Source organism: Paenibacillus sp. FSL P2-0121 (genome assembly GCF_037975345.1).
Classification (GTDB): domain Bacteria; phylum Bacillota; class Bacilli; order Paenibacillales; family Paenibacillaceae; genus Paenibacillus_AQ; species Paenibacillus_AQ odorifer.
Genome location: NZ_CP150245.1, coordinates 5,978,174 through 5,995,727, shown reverse-complemented (window position 1 = coordinate 5,995,727; position 17,554 = coordinate 5,978,174). Strand labels below are relative to the sequence as shown.

13 protein-coding genes, 1 pseudogene and 1 riboswitch are annotated in these 17,554 nt (G+C 44.8%); of the genes and pseudogenes, 12 read left to right on the top strand and 2 right to left on the bottom strand.

The annotated features are described in order from the left end of the window. Nucleotides 1-40 precede the first annotated feature (40 nt). The 8 genes from MKY54_RS26390 (at nucleotide 41) to MKY54_RS26355 (ending at nucleotide 9,623) form a co-directional block, all read left to right on the top strand. On the top strand, nucleotides 41-1,747 hold the full coding sequence (locus tag MKY54_RS26390) for a sugar ABC transporter substrate-binding protein (RefSeq protein ID WP_339169738.1): 1,707 nt from the start codon (nucleotides 41-43) through the stop codon (nucleotides 1,745-1,747). Nucleotides 1,748-1,834: 87 nt separating this feature from the next. Beyond that, on the top strand, nucleotides 1,835-2,803 hold the full coding sequence (locus MKY54_RS26385) for an ABC transporter permease subunit (protein ID WP_076130468.1): 969 nt from the start codon (nucleotides 1,835-1,837) through the stop codon (nucleotides 2,801-2,803). A 59-nt stretch (nucleotides 2,804-2,862) separates the two neighbouring features. Beyond that, nucleotides 2,863-3,765 (top strand): carbohydrate ABC transporter permease, encoded by a 903-nt coding sequence (locus tag MKY54_RS26380; protein WP_139329891.1) that lies wholly within the window; start codon nucleotides 2,863-2,865, stop codon nucleotides 3,763-3,765. A 47-nt stretch (nucleotides 3,766-3,812) separates the two neighbouring features. Further along, on the top strand, nucleotides 3,813-5,345 hold the full coding sequence (locus MKY54_RS26375; protein WP_339188476.1) for a glycoside hydrolase family 43 protein: 1,533 nt from the start codon (nucleotides 3,813-3,815) through the stop codon (nucleotides 5,343-5,345). A gap of 44 nt (nucleotides 5,346-5,389) precedes the next feature. Further along, entirely contained in the window at nucleotides 5,390-6,409 is a 1,020-nt protein-coding gene (locus MKY54_RS26370) for an endo-1,4-beta-xylanase (RefSeq protein WP_248549571.1), read from the top strand. A gap of 82 nt (nucleotides 6,410-6,491) precedes the next feature. Next, on the top strand, nucleotides 6,492-8,546 hold the full coding sequence (locus MKY54_RS26365) for an alpha-glucuronidase family glycosyl hydrolase (RefSeq protein WP_339188474.1): 2,055 nt from the start codon (nucleotides 6,492-6,494) through the stop codon (nucleotides 8,544-8,546). Between the two features lie 18 nt (nucleotides 8,547-8,564). Next, nucleotides 8,565-9,365, top strand: coding sequence for a Nif3-like dinuclear metal center hexameric protein (locus MKY54_RS26360; protein WP_339191293.1), 801 nt, complete (start codon nucleotides 8,565-8,567; stop codon nucleotides 9,363-9,365). Between the two features lie 84 nt (nucleotides 9,366-9,449). Continuing rightward, nucleotides 9,450-9,623: a hypothetical protein gene (locus MKY54_RS26355; RefSeq protein ID WP_169744809.1), complete on the top strand. Its 174-nt coding sequence runs from the start codon at nucleotides 9,450-9,452 to the stop codon at nucleotides 9,621-9,623. A gap of 77 nt (nucleotides 9,624-9,700) precedes the next feature. Here MKY54_RS26355 and MKY54_RS26350 read toward each other — a convergent pair. Beyond that, nucleotides 9,701-9,796 (bottom strand): annotated as a pseudogene (locus MKY54_RS26350) (glyoxalase); the annotation flags it as partial. 261 nt (nucleotides 9,797-10,057) lie between these two features. Further along, nucleotides 10,058-10,244: riboswitch (cyclic di-AMP (ydaO/yuaA leader) on the top strand. 87 nt (nucleotides 10,245-10,331) lie between these two features. Here MKY54_RS26350 and MKY54_RS26345 point away from each other — a divergent pair. From MKY54_RS26345 to MKY54_RS26330, 4 genes are all read left to right on the top strand, one after another. Further along, nucleotides 10,332-11,159: an alpha/beta hydrolase gene (locus MKY54_RS26345; RefSeq protein WP_339188472.1), complete on the top strand. Its 828-nt coding sequence runs from the start codon at nucleotides 10,332-10,334 to the stop codon at nucleotides 11,157-11,159. 521 nt (nucleotides 11,160-11,680) lie between these two features. Then, nucleotides 11,681-12,742 carry a selenide, water dikinase SelD gene (gene selD / locus MKY54_RS26340; protein WP_076281956.1) on the top strand — a complete coding sequence of 354 codons (1,062 nt, stop codon included), beginning with the start codon at nucleotides 11,681-11,683 and terminating at the stop codon, nucleotides 12,740-12,742. Between the two features lie 58 nt (nucleotides 12,743-12,800). Next, entirely contained in the window at nucleotides 12,801-13,838 is a 1,038-nt protein-coding gene (gene mnmH, locus MKY54_RS26335; RefSeq protein ID WP_076304958.1) for a tRNA 2-selenouridine(34) synthase MnmH, read from the top strand. 35 nt (nucleotides 13,839-13,873) lie between these two features. Next, nucleotides 13,874-14,986, top strand: a complete 1,113-nt coding sequence (locus MKY54_RS26330; RefSeq protein WP_076221014.1) for a cysteine desulfurase family protein — start codon at nucleotides 13,874-13,876, stop codon at nucleotides 14,984-14,986. 453 nt (nucleotides 14,987-15,439) lie between these two features. On the opposite strand, the gene MKY54_RS26325 is transcribed toward MKY54_RS26330, so the two are convergent. Next, nucleotides 15,440-17,425 carry an exosporium glycoprotein BclB-related protein gene (locus MKY54_RS26325; RefSeq protein WP_339188469.1) on the bottom strand — a complete coding sequence of 662 codons (1,986 nt, stop codon included), beginning with the start codon at nucleotides 17,423-17,425 and terminating at the stop codon, nucleotides 15,440-15,442. Between the last annotated feature and the right edge of the window lie 129 nt (nucleotides 17,426-17,554).

Below are 17,554 nucleotides of genomic sequence, written 5' to 3'. Positions count from 1 at the left end.
TTACAACATTGTTACACCAACAAATATATGGAGGTGCTTTATGGGGGGCAAGTTAATATCCAAATGGAAACTTAGTCTGATTGCTGTGTTATCCCTAAGCTTTACCTTAGCAGGGTGCGGAGGAAATAACAGCAACAATACGACGGCTAAAGGGGAAGACAAACCAGCAGAAACAGCCACTTCAACTGCTGCAGGAACAGATTCTGAGAAGATTGAACCTTTTGAAATTAGTATCTTTCTTGGAGAAGCAGGCCAGCAACCAACACCAGATAATAAAATCTACAAAATGATTAAAGAAAAAACAGGCGCATCCTTCAATTTCGAATTCTTAGCTGGGGATCTTAACCAGAAGCTAGGCGTAATGATTGCCGGTCAGGATTATCCGGATTTGATGACTGCCAATACCAAGCTGACAGGAGCGGAAGCTTTTATCCCGCTTGAAGATTTGATTGAACAATATGCTCCAAACTTGAAAGCGCATTACGCAGATTACTGGAACATGATGAAAGACCCGAATGATGGACATATTTATACGCTTCCGAATTATGGTGCGTATAACGGTAAAGTGAATACAACCTATTATGCAGGTCCTGCTTTCTGGATTCAGAAGGACATCCTGAAAGATGCTGGTTATCCAAAGGTGAAGACCTTGGACGAGTATTTTGACCTCATTGTCAAATATAAAGAAAAAAATCCAACCATCGATGGAACGCCAACCATCGGATTCGAAATTCTTAACAACGACTGGAGAAACTGGGGATTGTTTAACGCTCCTCAGCATCTGATCGGGCACCCGAATGATGGCGGAGTGGTTGTTAATGATAACGTTGCAGAAATCTTCGCAGATAAAGACTATGCTAAGCAATACTATCAAAAGCTTAATGAAATGAACCAATTGGGCGTTATCGACCAAGAAACATTTGTGCAAAACTACGATCAATATTTGGCAAAACTGTCCAGTGGAGCCGTTCTGGGAATGTTTGATCAGCACTGGAACTTTGGTTCAGCAGAAGATTCACTCCGGACACAAGGTAAAGATGAAAGAACTTATGTAGGACTTCCACTTGTGTTTGATACCAGCACTAAAGATTATTATCTGGATCGCCCAGCGCTGAACTTGAATAATGGCTTCGGGATCAGTATCAATGCCAAAAATCCTGAAAAAATTATTAAACTAATGGATACATTGATTCAAGAAGATTGGCAAAAAATCTTCACTTGGGGTATCGAAGGTGAAGATTATCAAGTGGAAAATGGCCGCTTTATAAGAAATGAAGAACAACGGAAGAACGCAGTTGATGCTACATGGAAGCTCAGCAACAAAGCAGATGCTTGGTATGCTACAGCTCCGAAATTGCAAGGATTCTTTGAGGATGGAAACTCAACAGATGCTGCGGCTCAACCAGAAGAATACCGGGCTGCACTCAAGCCGTATGACAAGGAAATCCTTGATGCTTATGGCTACAACAGTTATGTGGATTTCTTCAGCGAGCCTGAGCCGAACCCAGTAGCTTATCCAGCTTGGTCCATAGATCTTGTTGAAGGCTCAGATGCCAAAATTGCCGAAACGAAGCTGAATGAATTGCGAACCAAGTACCTGCCAAAAGCAATCTTGGCCAGTCCATCAGAATTCGATAAGGTTTGGAATGACTTTGTTGGAGAAATTGGTAAAGCGAATGTCAAAGCCTATGAAGACAAAATCAATGAACAGCTTAAATGGAGATTTGATACTTGGAGTGTTAAATAGTTAGAGCTTGCTTAAAAATCAGAAAGTGGTGGCTTATTAGGCCAACCACTTTCTGAAATATATGGATGATGTGGGGAGAAAACATATATGGATGAGATATTAACGGGGAAAAAAGTTAACCGGCATCCTAAAAGAAAAAAGAAGCAACCGATTACTATGACCTTGATTAAGAATCAGAAACAGCTGATTTGGATGTCGGTTCCATTAATGCTTTATATTATACTATTTGCTTATGTTCCCATCTGGGGATGGACGATGGCTTTCCAAGATTATAAACCAGCTAGAGCATTTAGTGAACAAACATGGGTGGGTTTAAAACACTTCAAGTTTCTTTTTACGGACGATAGCTTTTTGAGAGTACTGCGCAATACGTTGGCCATGGGCCTAATTAATCTAGTTCTAGGATTTGTGACTGCGATAATACTGGCATTGCTGCTTAATGAGATCAAAAATGTATTTTGGAAAAGAACCGTTCAGACCATATCCTACTTGCCTCACTTCCTCTCTTGGATTATTGTAACAGGCATTGTAGCTACTTCTCTTTCGGTTAATGACGGGATTATCAACATCGTGCTCATGAAATTGCATCTCATTGATTCACCGATCCTTTGGTTGAGTGAAGGGAAGTATTTCTGGGGTATTGTAGGTGCTTCACACGTCTGGAAAGAAGTCGGATGGAGTACTATCATCTACTTGGCGGCTATCGCCTCTATTGATCCGGCTTTATATGAAGCTGCTGAGATTGATGGAGCGAACCGGTATAAGAAAATGCGTCATGTAACTTTGCCGGGCATGAAAGCAACCATTGTAATCCTGTTAATAATGTCCGTAGGACATGTACTGGAAGCTGGATTTGAGGTTCAGTACTTGTTAGGAAACGGGCTTGTCGTAGATTGGTCGGAAACGATTGATATATTTGTATTGAAATATGGTATAGCGCAAGGGAATTATTCCTTAGCTACCGCGGGTGGTATTTTCAAAACAGTCGTAAGTGTAACGTTGCTGCTATTAGCTAACTGGACTGCGAAGCGGCTAGGGGAAGAGAGGCTGTTATAATCATGGAAAAAACTCAATTGATTCCTCAAAAATCTCCAAAAAGTAATGCTGGAAACCGGATGAAAAATCTGAGGTTCGAACCCGTAGTGTTCAGCACCTTCAATACTATATTTATGGTTTGTCTAGTTATTGTTACCTTGTATCCATTCCTGAATACTATAGCAGTCTCCTTTAATGCGGGGAATGATACCATCCGCGGCGGCATTTATTTATGGCCTAGAGAGTGGACCATACAGAACTACAAAGCGGTTTTTGCCTCAGGTACAATTTATAATGCTTTTTGGATTTCGGTAGCACGAACAGTGATATCTACGATCCTGAATCTATTTTTAACCACGATGCTTGCGTATACGTTAAGCCGGAAAGAATATGTTTTCCGCAAACATATTACCTTTATATTCGTCCTTACCATGTATTTTAGTGCGGGTCTGATTCCAAACTATTTCCTTATGAAGGATCTTCATTTGCTCAATTCGTTCTGGGTATATGTAATCCCGTCCATGGTAAGTGCATTTAATATGATCGTTATCCGTACTTATATTGGTACCTTACATGAAAGTCTTATGGAATCTGCAAGAATCGACGGTGCCGGGGAATTCAAGATATTCATGAAAGTAGTCTTCCCTTTGTGTAAACCTGTTCTTGCTACCATCGCCCTTTTTGTTGCAGTAGGTGCGTGGAACCAATGGTTTGATGCGTTTATCTACACCTCTTCCCGCCAGAACTTGAGTACATTGCAATATGAATTAATGAAGCTGCTATCCTCTACTATGAATTCGAACAGTAACCCTAGTGTAAATAACGGGACAGGGATGACTCAGGAGTCGGTACATGCCATGGTTACACCAATCTCCATACGGGCAGCCGTTACGATCGTTGCTTCGGTTCCAATTTTGCTAGTTTATCCATTCATGCAGAAATATTTTGTGGTCGGTCTAAATGTAGGAAGCGTGAAGGAATAAGGAGCTTGCAATCACTATTAAGTAATAGGAAGGTTGTCTGTTAAATTATGACCCCATCTTCAATCACATACACGAATCCGATACTTCCAGGCTTCTATCCTGATCCAAGTATCACTCGGGCAGAGGATGACTACTATTTAGTTTGCAGCTCCTTTGAGTATTTCCCTGGCGTACCTATTTTTCATAGTCAGGATTTGATTCACTGGACACAAATAGGTCATGTGCTCAATCGTGTAAGTCAGCTGGATACTCGTAAAAGCAAGAGCTCTGGAGGGATATTTGCCCCAACGATCCGGTATCATGAAGGAACGTTTTACATGATAACGACCGAAGTACACGGGAAAGGGAATTTCTATGTTACGGCTACGGACCCTGCGGGTCCGTGGTCAGATCCGATTAGTATTCCTTATGGAGGAATTGATCCTTCCCTAATGTTTGATGAGGATGGAAAGGTATATGTAACCACCCAGCAGGGGGCAGATTATGACTCCCATGCCATCCAATATGAGATAGATATTGCTACGGGAGCAGCGTTAACAGAACCTGTTGTTATCTGGACTGGGGATGGCGGACCTTGGACGGAAGGACCCCATTTGTACAAAATAAATGGAATGTACTATATCATGACGGCTTCAGGAGGAACGGCTAAGGAACATCGGGAGATCATTGGCCGCAGCTCCTCTCCTTATGGACCGTTTGAACGATTGCCGCATCCGATATTGACGCACAGCGGTACTGACAATCCCATTCAGTATTTAGGGCATGCCGATTTGATTGAGGATCGTAACGGGGATTGGTGGGCCGTATTCCTTGGAGTAAGACTAGTAGATGCAAAATTTACTGTGCTTGGAAGAGAGACTTTCCTTGCTCCCGTAAGCTGGACTGAAGACGGATGGCCGATGATCGATAATAATGAAGACACAGTTGGACTGGAAATGAAGGTTTCACGCGTACCTGGTCAATCGCCAAAACCTGAGACTAGTGGAAGATATGATTTTGATGATCAAGTATTGCCGCTGGGATTAGCCTTTCTGCGGAATCCGGCTGAGGGAAGCTGGTCCTTAAACGAAAGACAGGGATGGTTATCTCTTCGAGGACAATCTGCAGGTCTCAGTGAAGTAGGCCAAGTGGCTTTTGTAGGCAGAAGACAGCAGCATACTTCGGCAGAATGGAGCACGCTGCTTGAAATGCCTTCATCTATTGCTGATGTGGAAGCTGGACTTTGCGCCAGATTAGATGAGAATGCTCATTATGAAATTGGACTTGTTCAAAAAAACGGGCAAAAAGTGATTACAGCTCATGTGACTATGGATGGAGTAACCCATACAGTGGCAGAGGTTCCAACTACTGCCGAGCGAATTTATTTGAAAGTTAAGGCTGAGCTTACCGAATACAGCTTCCTTTATTCTTTGGATGGGCAGGAGTGGAATAAGCTATCAACAGCAGCAGCGTATCCATTATCTCCTCAAGCCGTAAAAGGAAATGGATTTACGGGTGTTCTTATCGGATTATATGCAACAGGTCATGGCAAGGTGGCTGAGGTGCCTGCCTACTTCGATTGGTTCGATTATCAGTCTTAATTATTCGAATACTGATATAAATGCTTTTGTCAGGAGGGAACTTGTTGAGACAAGCTAGTGATTACACAGAACCTGCACTAAAAACAATATTTGCTGAGGATTTCAAAATTGGCGCAGCCGTTAACCCGATGACGATACAATCACAGGAGCACTTGCTCGCCTATCATTTCAATAGCATTACCGCTGAGAATGAGATGAAGTTTGAAAGTCTGCATCCGCTTGAAGACATTTATAACTTTAAACTAGCAGATCAGTTGGTTGCGTTCGCCCGAAAACATCATATGGCTATGCGTGGGCATACTTTAGTCTGGCATAACCAGACTACGGACTGGTTGTTTGAGGATAAGAAGGGCGGGTGTGTAAGCAAAGAGACATTGCTTGCACGGCTCAAATCACATATTCAGACCGTGGTTGGGCGTTACAAGGAAGATATCTATGCTTGGGATGTTGTAAATGAAGTTATTGCAGATGAAGGAGAAGAACTTCTTCGCCAGTCAAAGTGGCTGGACATTGTCGGACCGGAGTTTATCGGCAAAGCGTTTGAATTCGCTCATGAAGCCGATCCTAAGGCTTTATTATTCTACAACGACTATAACGAGTCTAATCCTCTTAAGCGTGACAAAATCTATAAAATGGTGAAGTCGCTGCTGGAACAAGGAGTGCCGATCCATGGCGTCGGATTGCAAGCCCACTGGAATCTATACGATCCGGACTTAGATGAAATACGTGCTGCTATTGAGAAGTATGCATCTTTAGGGCTTCAGCTCCAATTGACAGAGCTGGATGTGTCCATGTTCCGTTTCGATGACAAACGAATGGATTTAAAGGTTGCACCTGCCGAACTGCTCGAGCTGCAGGCAGAGCGCTATGAAGCGATGTTTGCTCTGTTGAAAGAATACCGCGACGTGATTAGCTCAGTCACTTTCTGGGGAGCAGCGGATGACTATACATGGCTGGACGGCTTCCCTGTTCGGGGACGGAAAAATTGGCCATTTCTATTCGATGAGCAGCATAATCCTAAGCCAGCGTATCACCAATTGCTTAACGCTGTCACCAAATCATAGAGCGGGTAACCTGCTCAAGCTTGCGAATCATGAACCCGTCCTTTTCAATCCAGGGCGGGTTATTTATACGGGAGGAATAAACATGACAAATACCGCTTATGAGGCTTGGCTCAATTATGGTCAGCTGAAATCAGGATCTCTATACAATCAATATATAGATTGGTGTGTTGAGTTGGTAGTAACGGAGGACAACGAGACGATTCAGGCGGCAGCCGCGGAATTCATACAGGGGATGACCTCTATGCTGGGCAAAGCGCCACTGCTCACAGCGAAACCTGAAGGACCGTGTATCGTTATAGGAACCTTCCAAGGGGGGAATCCATTAATTAGTAGAGTATTCGCAGGAGAACGAACCGATTCACTGGGTCCTGAAGGTTTCCTTATACGTACAAATGCTACTGAGCAATGTATCGCTGTCGGTGCTTCAACGCCTGTTGGAATATTGTATGGCGTATTCCATCTGTTACGGCTGATAGGAACAGAAAGCGAGATAGACGCTCTGAATTTGTCTATGAATCCGGTGAACGGCCTGCGAATGATTAATCACTGGGATAATTTTGATGGCAGTATTGAACGTGGCTATGCTGGACGGTCCTTTTTTTACGAGTCCAATCAATTTCTTAACGATACAAAGCGGCTGCGTGATTATGCCAGATTGATGTCCTCTGTGGGGATCAACGCGATTTCGATTAACAATGTGAATGTTCATGAGCTTGAATCTCTATTTATAACGGAGCAATATTTGCCTGATATCGCGTTAATTGCAGGAATATTCCGCGTATACGGAATTAAGCTATTCCTCAGTGCTAACTTCGCCAGCCCGATACAGATCGGAGCATTGGAGACAGCTGATCCACTGGACCCAGCGGTGCGGCAATGGTGGAAAGATAAGGCTGGTGAGGTTTATCGAGTGATCCCTGATTTTGGCGGGTTTGTGGTCAAAGCAGATTCAGAAAATCGACCAGGGCCATTCACTTACGGGCGTGACCATGCCGATGGCGCTAATATGCTGGGAGAAGCACTGGAGCCGTTTGGCGGAATCGTGATTTGGCGTTGTTTCGTATATAACTGCAAGCAGGATTGGCGTGACCGTAAGACCGATCGGGCCAGAGCAGCGTATGATCATTTCAAACCATTGGATGACCGTTTTAATGATAATGTAGTGCTGCAAATCAAGAATGGACCGATGGATTTTCAAGTCAGAGAACCGGTATCTCCGTTGTTTGGCGCACTGGAACATACCAATCATCTGATGGAGTTTCAGATTGCTCAAGAATATACGGGGCAGCAGCGGCATCTCTGTTATCTCGTTCCACAGTGGAAAGAAGTCCTTGATTTCAATACTTATGCCAAAGGGCAAACTACGCTTGTGAAACATATTGTGGACGGATCGGTGTGGGGAAATAAATATAATGGTGTGGCTGCTGTAACTAATGTTGGGGATGACATGAACTGGACGGGGCATGGGTTAGCTCAAGCCAATCTGTATGGATATGGGAGATTAATTTGGAATCCGGAGCTGACGGCAAAAGAAATCGCTGAGGAATGGATTCGCCTTACCTTTGGCACTGATGAAGGTCTAGTGGCTGCTATTCGCGGGATGTTAATGGACTCATGGAGGATTTACGAATCTTACACAGCTCCATTAGGTGTGGGCTGGATGGTTAATCCGGATCATCATTATGGGCCGAATGTGGATGGATATGAATACGCCAAGTGGGGAACGTACCATTATGCGGATCATAAGGGCATTGGTGTGGATCGTTCAGTCAAATCGGGAACGGGGTATAGCGGACAGTATATGGGTCTTAATGCATCAAATTATGAGAATCTAGCGTCTTGTCCAGAAGAGCTGCTGCTGTTCTTCCATCATGTTCCATACACGCATGTTCTGCAATCGGGGCAAACGGTTATACAACATATCTACGATACTCATTTCGAGGGGGCAGAGCAGGCTGCACAGCTTCTAGCAACATGGGAATCACTTGAAGGCAGCATGGATAGTGGATTGTATGTGCAAGTGAAGCAACGTCTTGAAGAGCAAGCAGAGCATGCGCAGGAATGGAGAGATCGGATCAATACGTATTTTTACCGCAAGAGCGGAATTGAGGATCTTAAAGGCAGAAAGATTTATTAGATTTTGAACCGAGGGATGATGATAGTGAGCCTCACGATTAGAGCGATTTTGAAAGATTTAATGGGAACTGTGGAACAGGTAGAAGGGACTGTGGATATTCTGAACCCAGGGGAACCGAAAACTGAAGTCACAGGGATTATTACGGCCTTTTCTGCCACACAAAATATTGTGGAGCAAGCAATAGCGTTAGGAGCCAATTTGCTGATCACGCATGAAGGTGTATTTTATAGCCATCATGCGGCGAACGAGTGGTTAGAAGGTGATCCGGTTTATCATGCGAAAAAAAGTCTGATCGGACATTCCCCAATAGCTATTTTTCGTTATCATGATTATTGGCATCGGCAAGAGCCAGATGGGATTATGATGGGTTTGCTGCGAGAGCTGGATTGGTCAGACTATGTGGAAGAGCAGCAAGCGGCTGCTACGATTCTCACTATTCCTGCCATGACTGTACTGGAAGCTGCTCAGTATATTAAAAGTAAGCTAGGGATCTCTTATGTACGCGCTGCTGGTGACCTGTCTCTGTCCTGCAAACGCATAGGGATATTAGTAGGTTACAGAGGGGGCGGGACGATGGCTATTCCACTTTTTAATGATCACAATCTTGATTTAATTATTGCTGGAGAAGGACCAGAGTGGGAGACTCCGGAATATGTGCGGGATGCAGGGCACCAAGGCAGATCTAAAGCGCTCATCATGTTAGGTCATGCGGAGAGTGAAGCGCCGGGGATGAAATATTTAGCTGAAATCTTAGCAGACAAATATCCCATGCTTCCTACCCGGTTCATTGCTGAACAACCCATCTATCAGATGGTTTAATCTGGGGAAATTAAGAGTACGGAATAAATAAACATATTATGGAGAAAATGAAGGGAAACAGGTCACTGAGAAAGGAGTGTTTCAATGGAAATTCCTTTGGAGGCTGATGAAGTATTAAGTCGGATCAAAAAGCTGCAAAGCGACGGAAGCTCGATCAGTAAAAAACAAGTAAAGCAAAGCGACCCAGAGCTTATGAGAAGTGCGCTGTTCTTTTTTCCAAGCTGGGAGCATGCATTGAAAAACGCCGATCTTTTGTAGCCATAGTATTGTAAAAGGAAGCTAAGTGGACAAGGGGATATCTCTGATTCTGCTTAGCTTTTTTCTTTTTTATGAAATCATTCGTGCTGTTCATGTGAAATAATATTAACAAGCTTGCCAAACGGATCGGGGACATAGAAACGACGAACACCCCAAGGTACAGAAACTGGCCCAATATTGGTATTGAAGATTGTCGTTTCTTATTAAATAGGAAAGTACTGGTGAATCACCCCCTTTTTCGCTTGCTTCAGAGCTGTTTTTCTAAAGAAAACGAGTAAACAAGAGCAAAAGAAAGAGAAAATGAAGAGTATGCTTAATATGAAATGAAAAGCATTGCTTTCAACATTATTTTGACCAGAGCCCTCCTTTACAAGAAAACCTTACAAGAGTATGATTCATCTCAGAACTGAGAATTATCTTAAATTTACAATTACATAAGCAATCCGCTTAATTTCCGTTTCTGGAAAGCGGGGGAACCAACAACTGGCAGCCGATGTGAGAGTCGGCACTGGTTATGGGGTGAATCCTGTTCCGGGTGCATAATATGCATCCCTGCAGGTAGGGCAACTCTCACTGCCCGAATCCGACAGCTAACCTCGTAAGCGTATGGAGAGAGGATGAATGGCGTGTTTAGTGATGAATAGCCACAGAGAATCCCTCTGTGGTTTTTTGCTGCGTTTTTAAGCAGATATAGTCGTAGAATTTATTATGAAAGAGGTGTTACCTTTGCCTATCGCTAAACTGAACGGAACTTCGCTCTATTATGAAATCAATGGAACTGGCACTCCGGTTGTGTTTATCCATGGACATGGATTAACACACAGTATGTTCAAACCACAGCTGGAGTATTTTTCCGATAAATATAAAGTGATTTTGTGCGATTTACGGGGGAATGGCAAGTCTGGTAAACTGCTGGAGGCCCCACATGAGATTATTGAGACGCAATGTCTGGATCTGATTATGCTGTTGAATGACCTAGGTATCCGTGAAGCAGTTTTTGTAGGAATCGCCTATGGTGGCTTAGTCGTTCAGCATATTGCCAAACAATATCCTGAGCGTGTAAAAGCCATTGTGGTCGCGGATAGCTTTTGTAGGACTCACGGATCAACAATAGTAGGGAAAATACAAACTATGGCAGCATATTGCAGTTTACTAATGTATTATCTCCCAAGCGAGCTGGTGTTGCCTTCGATTCGGATGATGTACCGAGAGCGCTGGAGTCTGGCCTACAATGAGATTAGAAGAGGGCTGCTGGACAAACGTCCCCGGGAGCTATATCGGCAAAGGCTGGCTACGAGCCATGTTGATTACACCAGATGTTTAAAGGCTTTTAAACGTCCCGCTTTATGTATTGTAGGGGACTTCAATGAATTTGGAGTGAATTGTATGAAGGAAATGGTGTCTCAGCTGCCACATGCGCAGTTGGCGATTATTCCGAACGCATTAGATCCAAGTAATCTGTGCCAACCGGAGCAATTCAATGCGATTCTTCAACGTTTCTTAGAGAAGCAGCAGGGTACTCAGCAGATTAGCTGATCTATTGGGAGACCTTCACAAGCGAAGCGTTTAAGTGAGAAAAAAGACGTCCCATAGCCAGGGAGCACGAGCTGGCTATGGGACGTCCTTTTGGGTTGAACTTTAGGGGAATTCTCCCTAAAGTGAAGGAGATTATGGCTCCTAGAACATGGATTAGGGAAAACTTCCCTAATAATAGGATGTTTTTAGGGAGGATTTCCCTAATATAATGGACATCCAATTAAAGGCTGGCTTATCCGTAGTGAAATCTACGAATGAGCCAGCCTTTGGTTATTTTACTAACCGATGGATGTTGAACATTTACAAGCATATTGTACCTAGAACGCTACTTAATGTCCCTACCCTACCACAGCACCAAATATAGCTCACCCGACGTGGGAAAGAACAGTAGGCCCTAAGTAGTGAAGGTAAGTGTATAGAAGGAGGCGTAGTAAGCAACGCATCTGCTACTCTTGCATTTTGTACAATGCGATCTACTCGTGTAAGATTAAGATAATTCATACTAAAGGAGCTGAGTCATGATGTCTCAAGCTGAAACTATAAAACTGACTTCATTATCTTCAAAAGGGGGCTGCGGCTGCAAAATCGGTCCCGCTGATCTCATGCAGGTTATTCGCAGTCTGCCACCAACTGTTCCTAACCCGGATCTACTTGTAGGTCTGGACACTAGTGATGATGCAGGGGTGTACCGTTTAAGTGATGAATTAGCGTTAGTGCAAACTGTTGATTTTTTCACGCCGATCGTGGATGATCCCTATTCATTTGGTCAAATTGCAGCAGCCAATGCATTAAGCGATATTTATGCGATGGGTGGAAAGCCGCTTACGGTGCTTAATATTGTGGCCTTCCCTATTTCTGTTTTAGATAAAAGCATTCTCGGTGACATTTTGCGCGGTGCAGCGGATAAAGTACAGGAAGCAGGAGCTACTCTTGTGGGCGGACATTCCATCGACGATAAAGAGCCCAAATTCGGATTGGCCGTTACGGGCCTTGTGCATCCTGACAAAGTAAGAACGAATGCGGGCGCCAAGGTGGGAGACAAGCTGGTTCTAACGAAGCCTATCGGTGTGGGGATCTTAACAACTTCCATTAAAAAGGATCAGCTATCTCCTGAAGAAACCACACGCCTTACGACAGTAATGTCTACTTTGAATAAAAAAGCGGCTGAAATCATGGAGCCTTATGATGTACATGCTTGTACAGATGTTACCGGATTTGGGCTACTGGGACATGCCTCGGAAATGGCTAAAGGGAGCGGCACGGGCCTGATCATTCGTCAAGGCGATGTACCTATGCTGCCAAGAGTAAGAGAGCTTGCGGAACAGGGATTTGTTCCAGGAGGCACTAAGAATAACTTTGCCCATCTGGAAGGCAGCATTCTTTATCCGGAAGAGATGGACCAACTAAGCCGCTATATTCTATGTGACGCTGTGACTTCTGGCGGATTGCTGATCTCTGTGGCCCCTGAACAAAGCGAAGATTTGCTAAAAGAGTTAGTAGATGCAGGGGTAGAAGCGGCATTGATCGGAGAGGTAACGGAAGAGCATCCGGGTCAGATTACAGTTATAGCTGCTGTGGAATAACTGTTGTATATCAGCTTAGAGCAAATTATAAAGGTTAGCCACCAGAGGAGAGAGCATATTGTTTCAGGACATTACACTGGAAGAACTTAGAGTGTTAAAAAACAAGAAGCAGATCACCATTATTGATGTTAGATCTCCTTCTGAATATAAAGATGCAACGCTGCCGGATAGTTTGAATATTCCTTTTTTTGATGATCAGGAACGGGCTGAAGTAGGGACGTTGTATAAACAGACAAGTGTGCAGGCCGCGAAAGAACGTGGTTTGGAGATTGCTGCGGCAAAACTGCCTTCTTTTGTCAAAGAATTTGCAGCGATTCAAGGAGACAAAGCTGTATTCTGCTGGAGGGGAGGTATGCGCAGCCGTACAACTGCGACCGTACTCTCTTTAATGGATATTCATGCTTACCGGCTGATAGGCGGCTATAAGGCTTATCGTAAATGGGTGCTCGACGAATTGGAGTCCTATGAATGTAAGGCGAAGTCTTATGTGATTCACGGAAATACAGGCACAGGTAAAACCAATCTGTTACACCGCCTGAAAGCGCAAGGCTACCCCGTTCTGGATTTGGAAGGGATGGCAGGTCATCGCGGTTCTATTTTTGGTGAGATTGGCCTTCGTGCGAACAATCAAAAAACGTTCGATAGTCTTCTTTTAGAGGAGTTAATTAAGATCGGGGATTCTCCTTATGTACTATTTGAAGCGGAGAGCAAAAAGATTGGTAAGGTAGTAATGCCCCCATTTATGGCCGAGCAAAAAGAGAGCGGAACGCAGATCTGGATTGAGATGCCTTTGCATGCCAGAGTGGAGCAAATCCTTGAGGATTATCGGCCAGAAGAATACAAGGAGCAATGTATTTCTGCATTTCGGAGTATTAAATCCCGAATTCATATCCCTATTGCGGCAGAAATCGAGCGATGCTTGCAGGCAGATTTGTTCGGCGAAGCTGTGGCGCTGCTGCTAGAATATTACTATGATCCCAGATACGATTATACGTCCACTCAGTATGAAGGCATTGAGAGAGTTACTTTTAAAGTGAATAATCTGGATGAAGCTGAGACTGCTGTGCGTTCTTTTTTAAAACATCAAGAAGTATAAGTTTCGCGTTATGGTTAAAGGGGGCTTTACTTAATATGATCTATTTAGATTACAACGCTACAACACCAGTAGATAAGGAAGTAGCAGAGGTTATGATCCCTTATCTTTACGGTCATTTTGGGAATCCTTCAAGCAGTCATTCTTTGGGGCGTGAAGCTAAACTCGGAATAGAGCAGGCAAGAACACAGGTGGCTGATTTCCTGAATTGTGCGCCGGGTGAGGTGCTTTTTACCAGTGGGGGTAGTGAGTCTAATAATACTGTCATTAAAGGAGTAGCCCAAACGTATCGCCATAAAGGTAATCACATTATCCTGTCTGCTATTGAGCATCCAGCGGTAATTAAACCTTGTCAGTACCTGGAGCAGATGGGATACAACCTGACTTATGTACCTGTTGACTCGTATGGAATGGTGCAGGTTGACGATGTGAAAAAGCAGCTCACGGACCAAACCATTCTGGTCTCCATCATGCACTCTAATAACGAAACGGGTACGATCCAGCCGATCAAGGAAATAGCTGAGGTCTGCCACCAACGGGGCATTCTTATTCATACAGATGCTTCACAATCTGCGGGAAAAGTAGACCTCGATGTAGCGGATTTGGGAGTGGATTTTCTAACGCTTGCAGGCCATAAATTATATGCGCCCAAAGGCATTGGAGCATTGTACATTCGAGACGGCATTCACATTGAGCCTTTGATACACGGTGCGGGCCATGAACAGGGGCGAAGAGCGGGGACAGAAAATACACCCTACATTATTGGCTTAGGAAAAGCCTGTGAGCTTGCTGCTGACTCTGATTCTAGAAAAAGAGTTAAGCAAGTTACGGAGTATTTCTATGGAAGACTGCAGGAGTCTTTTGGCGAAAAAATTCATTTGAATGGTCATAAACACAAGCGCTTGCCTAACACCCTTAACGTTAGTTTTCTTGGAGCAGTGGGTCATGAAATTATCGATTCTCTGGAAGCTGTGGCGGCTTCAACTGGCTCAGCGTGCCATTCCGGTGAAACGTTGATTTCGCCTGTTTTAAAGGCTATGCATGTGTCGGAGAATATTGGACGGGGAGCGGTTCGTTTTAGTGTGGGACGATATACGACTACAGCGGAAATCGATGAGGTCATCGATAAGTTGAAGGTGTATTTGTTATAAGCTGAAATCGTATTAGTTGTGAGGTTCGTTTTTGCAAACAGTGGCAAAGTGTGAATCCTAGTGAACGGACTTTGACTTCCAGTGGACGGACTATGACTCTCAGTGAACGGAGTACGAATCTCACTAAACGGGCTATGAATCTCAGTGAATGGACTATGGTTCCCAGTGAACGGAGTAGCTATCGGACTCAGGCGCTCTTATTTGCAATATTTTCCTATTTTTGAGTTGCTATAGGACTCCATAGGCGTTATTAGTACAAAATAGACACTACTCAGTATCATTTCTGCCCAATAGTGCCTCTCAGGTCCGATAATCTCTCTAAACAGTGATAAATTAACGAATAGCGGCATCTGAGTCCGAAAGATCAAGCGTTGAATACGCATATTACAAAAAAAGCATCTGCCACCTCCTTCAAAAGGAATCGCAGATGCTTTTTTAACTTTTTTTTAGTGATTATACAATCGTAAAGCCAGCACTTGCATAACCAGTGACTGTATTTACAAGGGTAAGACCTGTAGCGGTGGCTGAGAATACCATAAGCAAACGTGTCTGTGGTGTTACAGTAAAATTGATACCATTCGTAATTCCGCTGACAAAAGTTCCAAGATTAATAGTACCGGTGATAGGTGGAAGTGGGACTGTTGCGCCTGGAATAGGAGTAAATGTGTTATTTGGTGTGGCAGATTGGTACAATTGCGCTGTTACATTTATCGTAGTACCAAGCAGCGATAAAGCTATGGTATTACTGAAGTAAGCGGCAATGGAAGTTATTACTCCTGCTCGAGGAGTTGAGAATGCAAAATTGATAAGCGGTCCAAGGAGAGTACCTGTCAAATCAATATTACCGCCAACAAGCGAAATGCCTGTGGCTGAACTTCCGAAGCCTACAAGGCTTGTTGTTCCAACCAAACCACCTAAAACCGTGGTCATAATAATAGGTCCTCCGGATGCCAGCGGAATAATTGCACCGTTACCGGTTGCACCAGTGACTCCGGTAATGCCAGTAGCTCCGATCGCGCCTGGATCACCCGTGGCACCCGTTACACCGGTAGCTCCGGCAACGCCGACCGCCCCCGGATCACCCGTCACCCCTGTGGCACCCGTAGCTCCGGCAACGCCGACCGCCCCCGGATCACCCGTCGCGCCCGTTGCCCCCGTAGCTCCGGCAACGCCGACCGCCCCCGGATCACCCGTCGCTCCAGTCGCCCCCGTAGCTCCGGCAACGCCGACCGCGCCTGGATCACCCGTCGCACCCGTTACACCCGTAGCTCCGGCAACGCCGACCGCCCCCGGATCACCCGTCGCCCCTGTGGCACCCGTAGCTCCGGCAACGCCGACCGCGCCCGGATCGCCAGTCGCGCCCGTTGCACCAGCAGGGCCCGCCAAGCCGGCAGCACCCGTCGAACCAGTCGCGCCCGTTGCTCCTACACCTGGACCTGCTGGTCCTTGCGCACCTGTTGGCCCTTGAATTCCTTGCACACCCTGTGGTCCTTGCGGTCCCACCGCGCCACCAGCGATTAACAAGTAATCTGGTGAACTCCCGGGTATTCCAGTAGGTCCGGAAACGGTAGCTATATAGGTGCTGCCATTGAAGGTTACTACTTGACCTGCTGGATAAGTAGGACTTTGTGCAGGATTAAATATTACAATCCCTTGCAGCCCTACCCCTTGTGGTCCCTGAGGTCCTTGAAGTCCAGGCGTTCCTTGAGGGCCTTGTGGTCCTTGCGGTCCTTGGGGGCCTGTGGAGCCACCAGCAATTAATAAATAGTCTGGTGAACTTCCAGGTGTTCCCGTTGGTCCAGCAACAATAGCAATATAGGTACTGCCATTAAAGGTTACTACTTGACCTGCTGGATAAGTAGGGCTTAATGCAGGATTAAAAGCAACAATTCCTTGCAGCCCTGCCCCCGTGGTTCCCTTTACGCCCGGAACCCCTTGCGCTCCTTGCGGACCCTGAGGTCCCTGTGGCCCTTGAGGTCCAGTCGCACCTTTAATAGGCAATCCGATTGCTTGTGTAATAGAAGCTTGAATATGTCTGATCTGAATAATCAACTGATCTTTACAATTAGAGTCAATCTTCGTGGCGAGAATAAAAGATAATAACTCAGCTAACAACAGTTGAAGATTGGTGCCCACGCTTACGACAGAGAAGGGACTGACTTCGGTCGATACAATGGTTATCTCTACTACAGAAAGTAGCTCAGTTCTAAAAGGACTGCATAACTTAGAGGTATGCAAGAATTCCAATAGTTCTCTTAACACTCTTTGTAGATTGGCAATATGAAGTGTTGTGGGATTCGTAAGTACGGGGGGTACCACTGCAGAGAGATCAGTGACTATTTTTAATAGTGCGTTACACTCCCTCTTTCTAATAGGACTGCTGATCCTTCCATGCTTGTTTAGGATAGCATCGCCTTTAAATGGTCTGTAATCAGGCATATTTCTATATCTCCTCCTTGAACTTCTCCTGTTCATTCCTTTGAAAAATGGGAACCTGCCCAATCAGCATATTCTGAGAAGCGGAAGTTGTTACAAAAATCGCCCTAAAAGCCGTTATTCCTGAAAGTC

Bases quoted from the DNA above. Each gene is read 5' to 3' on its own strand.
- MKY54_RS26385 (WP_076130468.1), top strand. From the start codon at position 1,835: ATGGATGAGATATTAACGGGGAAAAAAGTTAACCGGCATCCTAAAAGA.
- MKY54_RS26365 (WP_339188474.1), top strand. From the start codon at position 6,492: ATGACAAATACCGCTTATGAGGCTTGGCTCAATTATGGTCAGCTGAAA.
- MKY54_RS26325 (WP_339188469.1), bottom strand. From the start codon at position 17,425: ATGCCTGATTACAGACCATTTAAAGGCGATGCTATCCTAAACAAGCAT.
- MKY54_RS26345 (WP_339188472.1), top strand. From the start codon at position 10,332: ATGAAAGAGGTGTTACCTTTGCCTATCGCTAAACTGAACGGAACTTCG.
- MKY54_RS26390 (WP_339169738.1), top strand. From the start codon at position 41: ATGGGGGGCAAGTTAATATCCAAATGGAAACTTAGTCTGATTGCTGTG.
- MKY54_RS26355 (WP_169744809.1), top strand. From the start codon at position 9,450: ATGGAAATTCCTTTGGAGGCTGATGAAGTATTAAGTCGGATCAAAAAG.
- MKY54_RS26360 (WP_339191293.1), top strand. From the start codon at position 8,565: ATGATAGTGAGCCTCACGATTAGAGCGATTTTGAAAGATTTAATGGGA.
- MKY54_RS26380 (WP_139329891.1), top strand. From the start codon at position 2,863: ATGAAAAATCTGAGGTTCGAACCCGTAGTGTTCAGCACCTTCAATACT.
- selD (WP_076281956.1), top strand. From the start codon at position 11,681: ATGTCTCAAGCTGAAACTATAAAACTGACTTCATTATCTTCAAAAGGG.
- MKY54_RS26375 (WP_339188476.1), top strand. From the start codon at position 3,813: ATGACCCCATCTTCAATCACATACACGAATCCGATACTTCCAGGCTTC.
- MKY54_RS26330 (WP_076221014.1), top strand. From the start codon at position 13,874: ATGATCTATTTAGATTACAACGCTACAACACCAGTAGATAAGGAAGTA.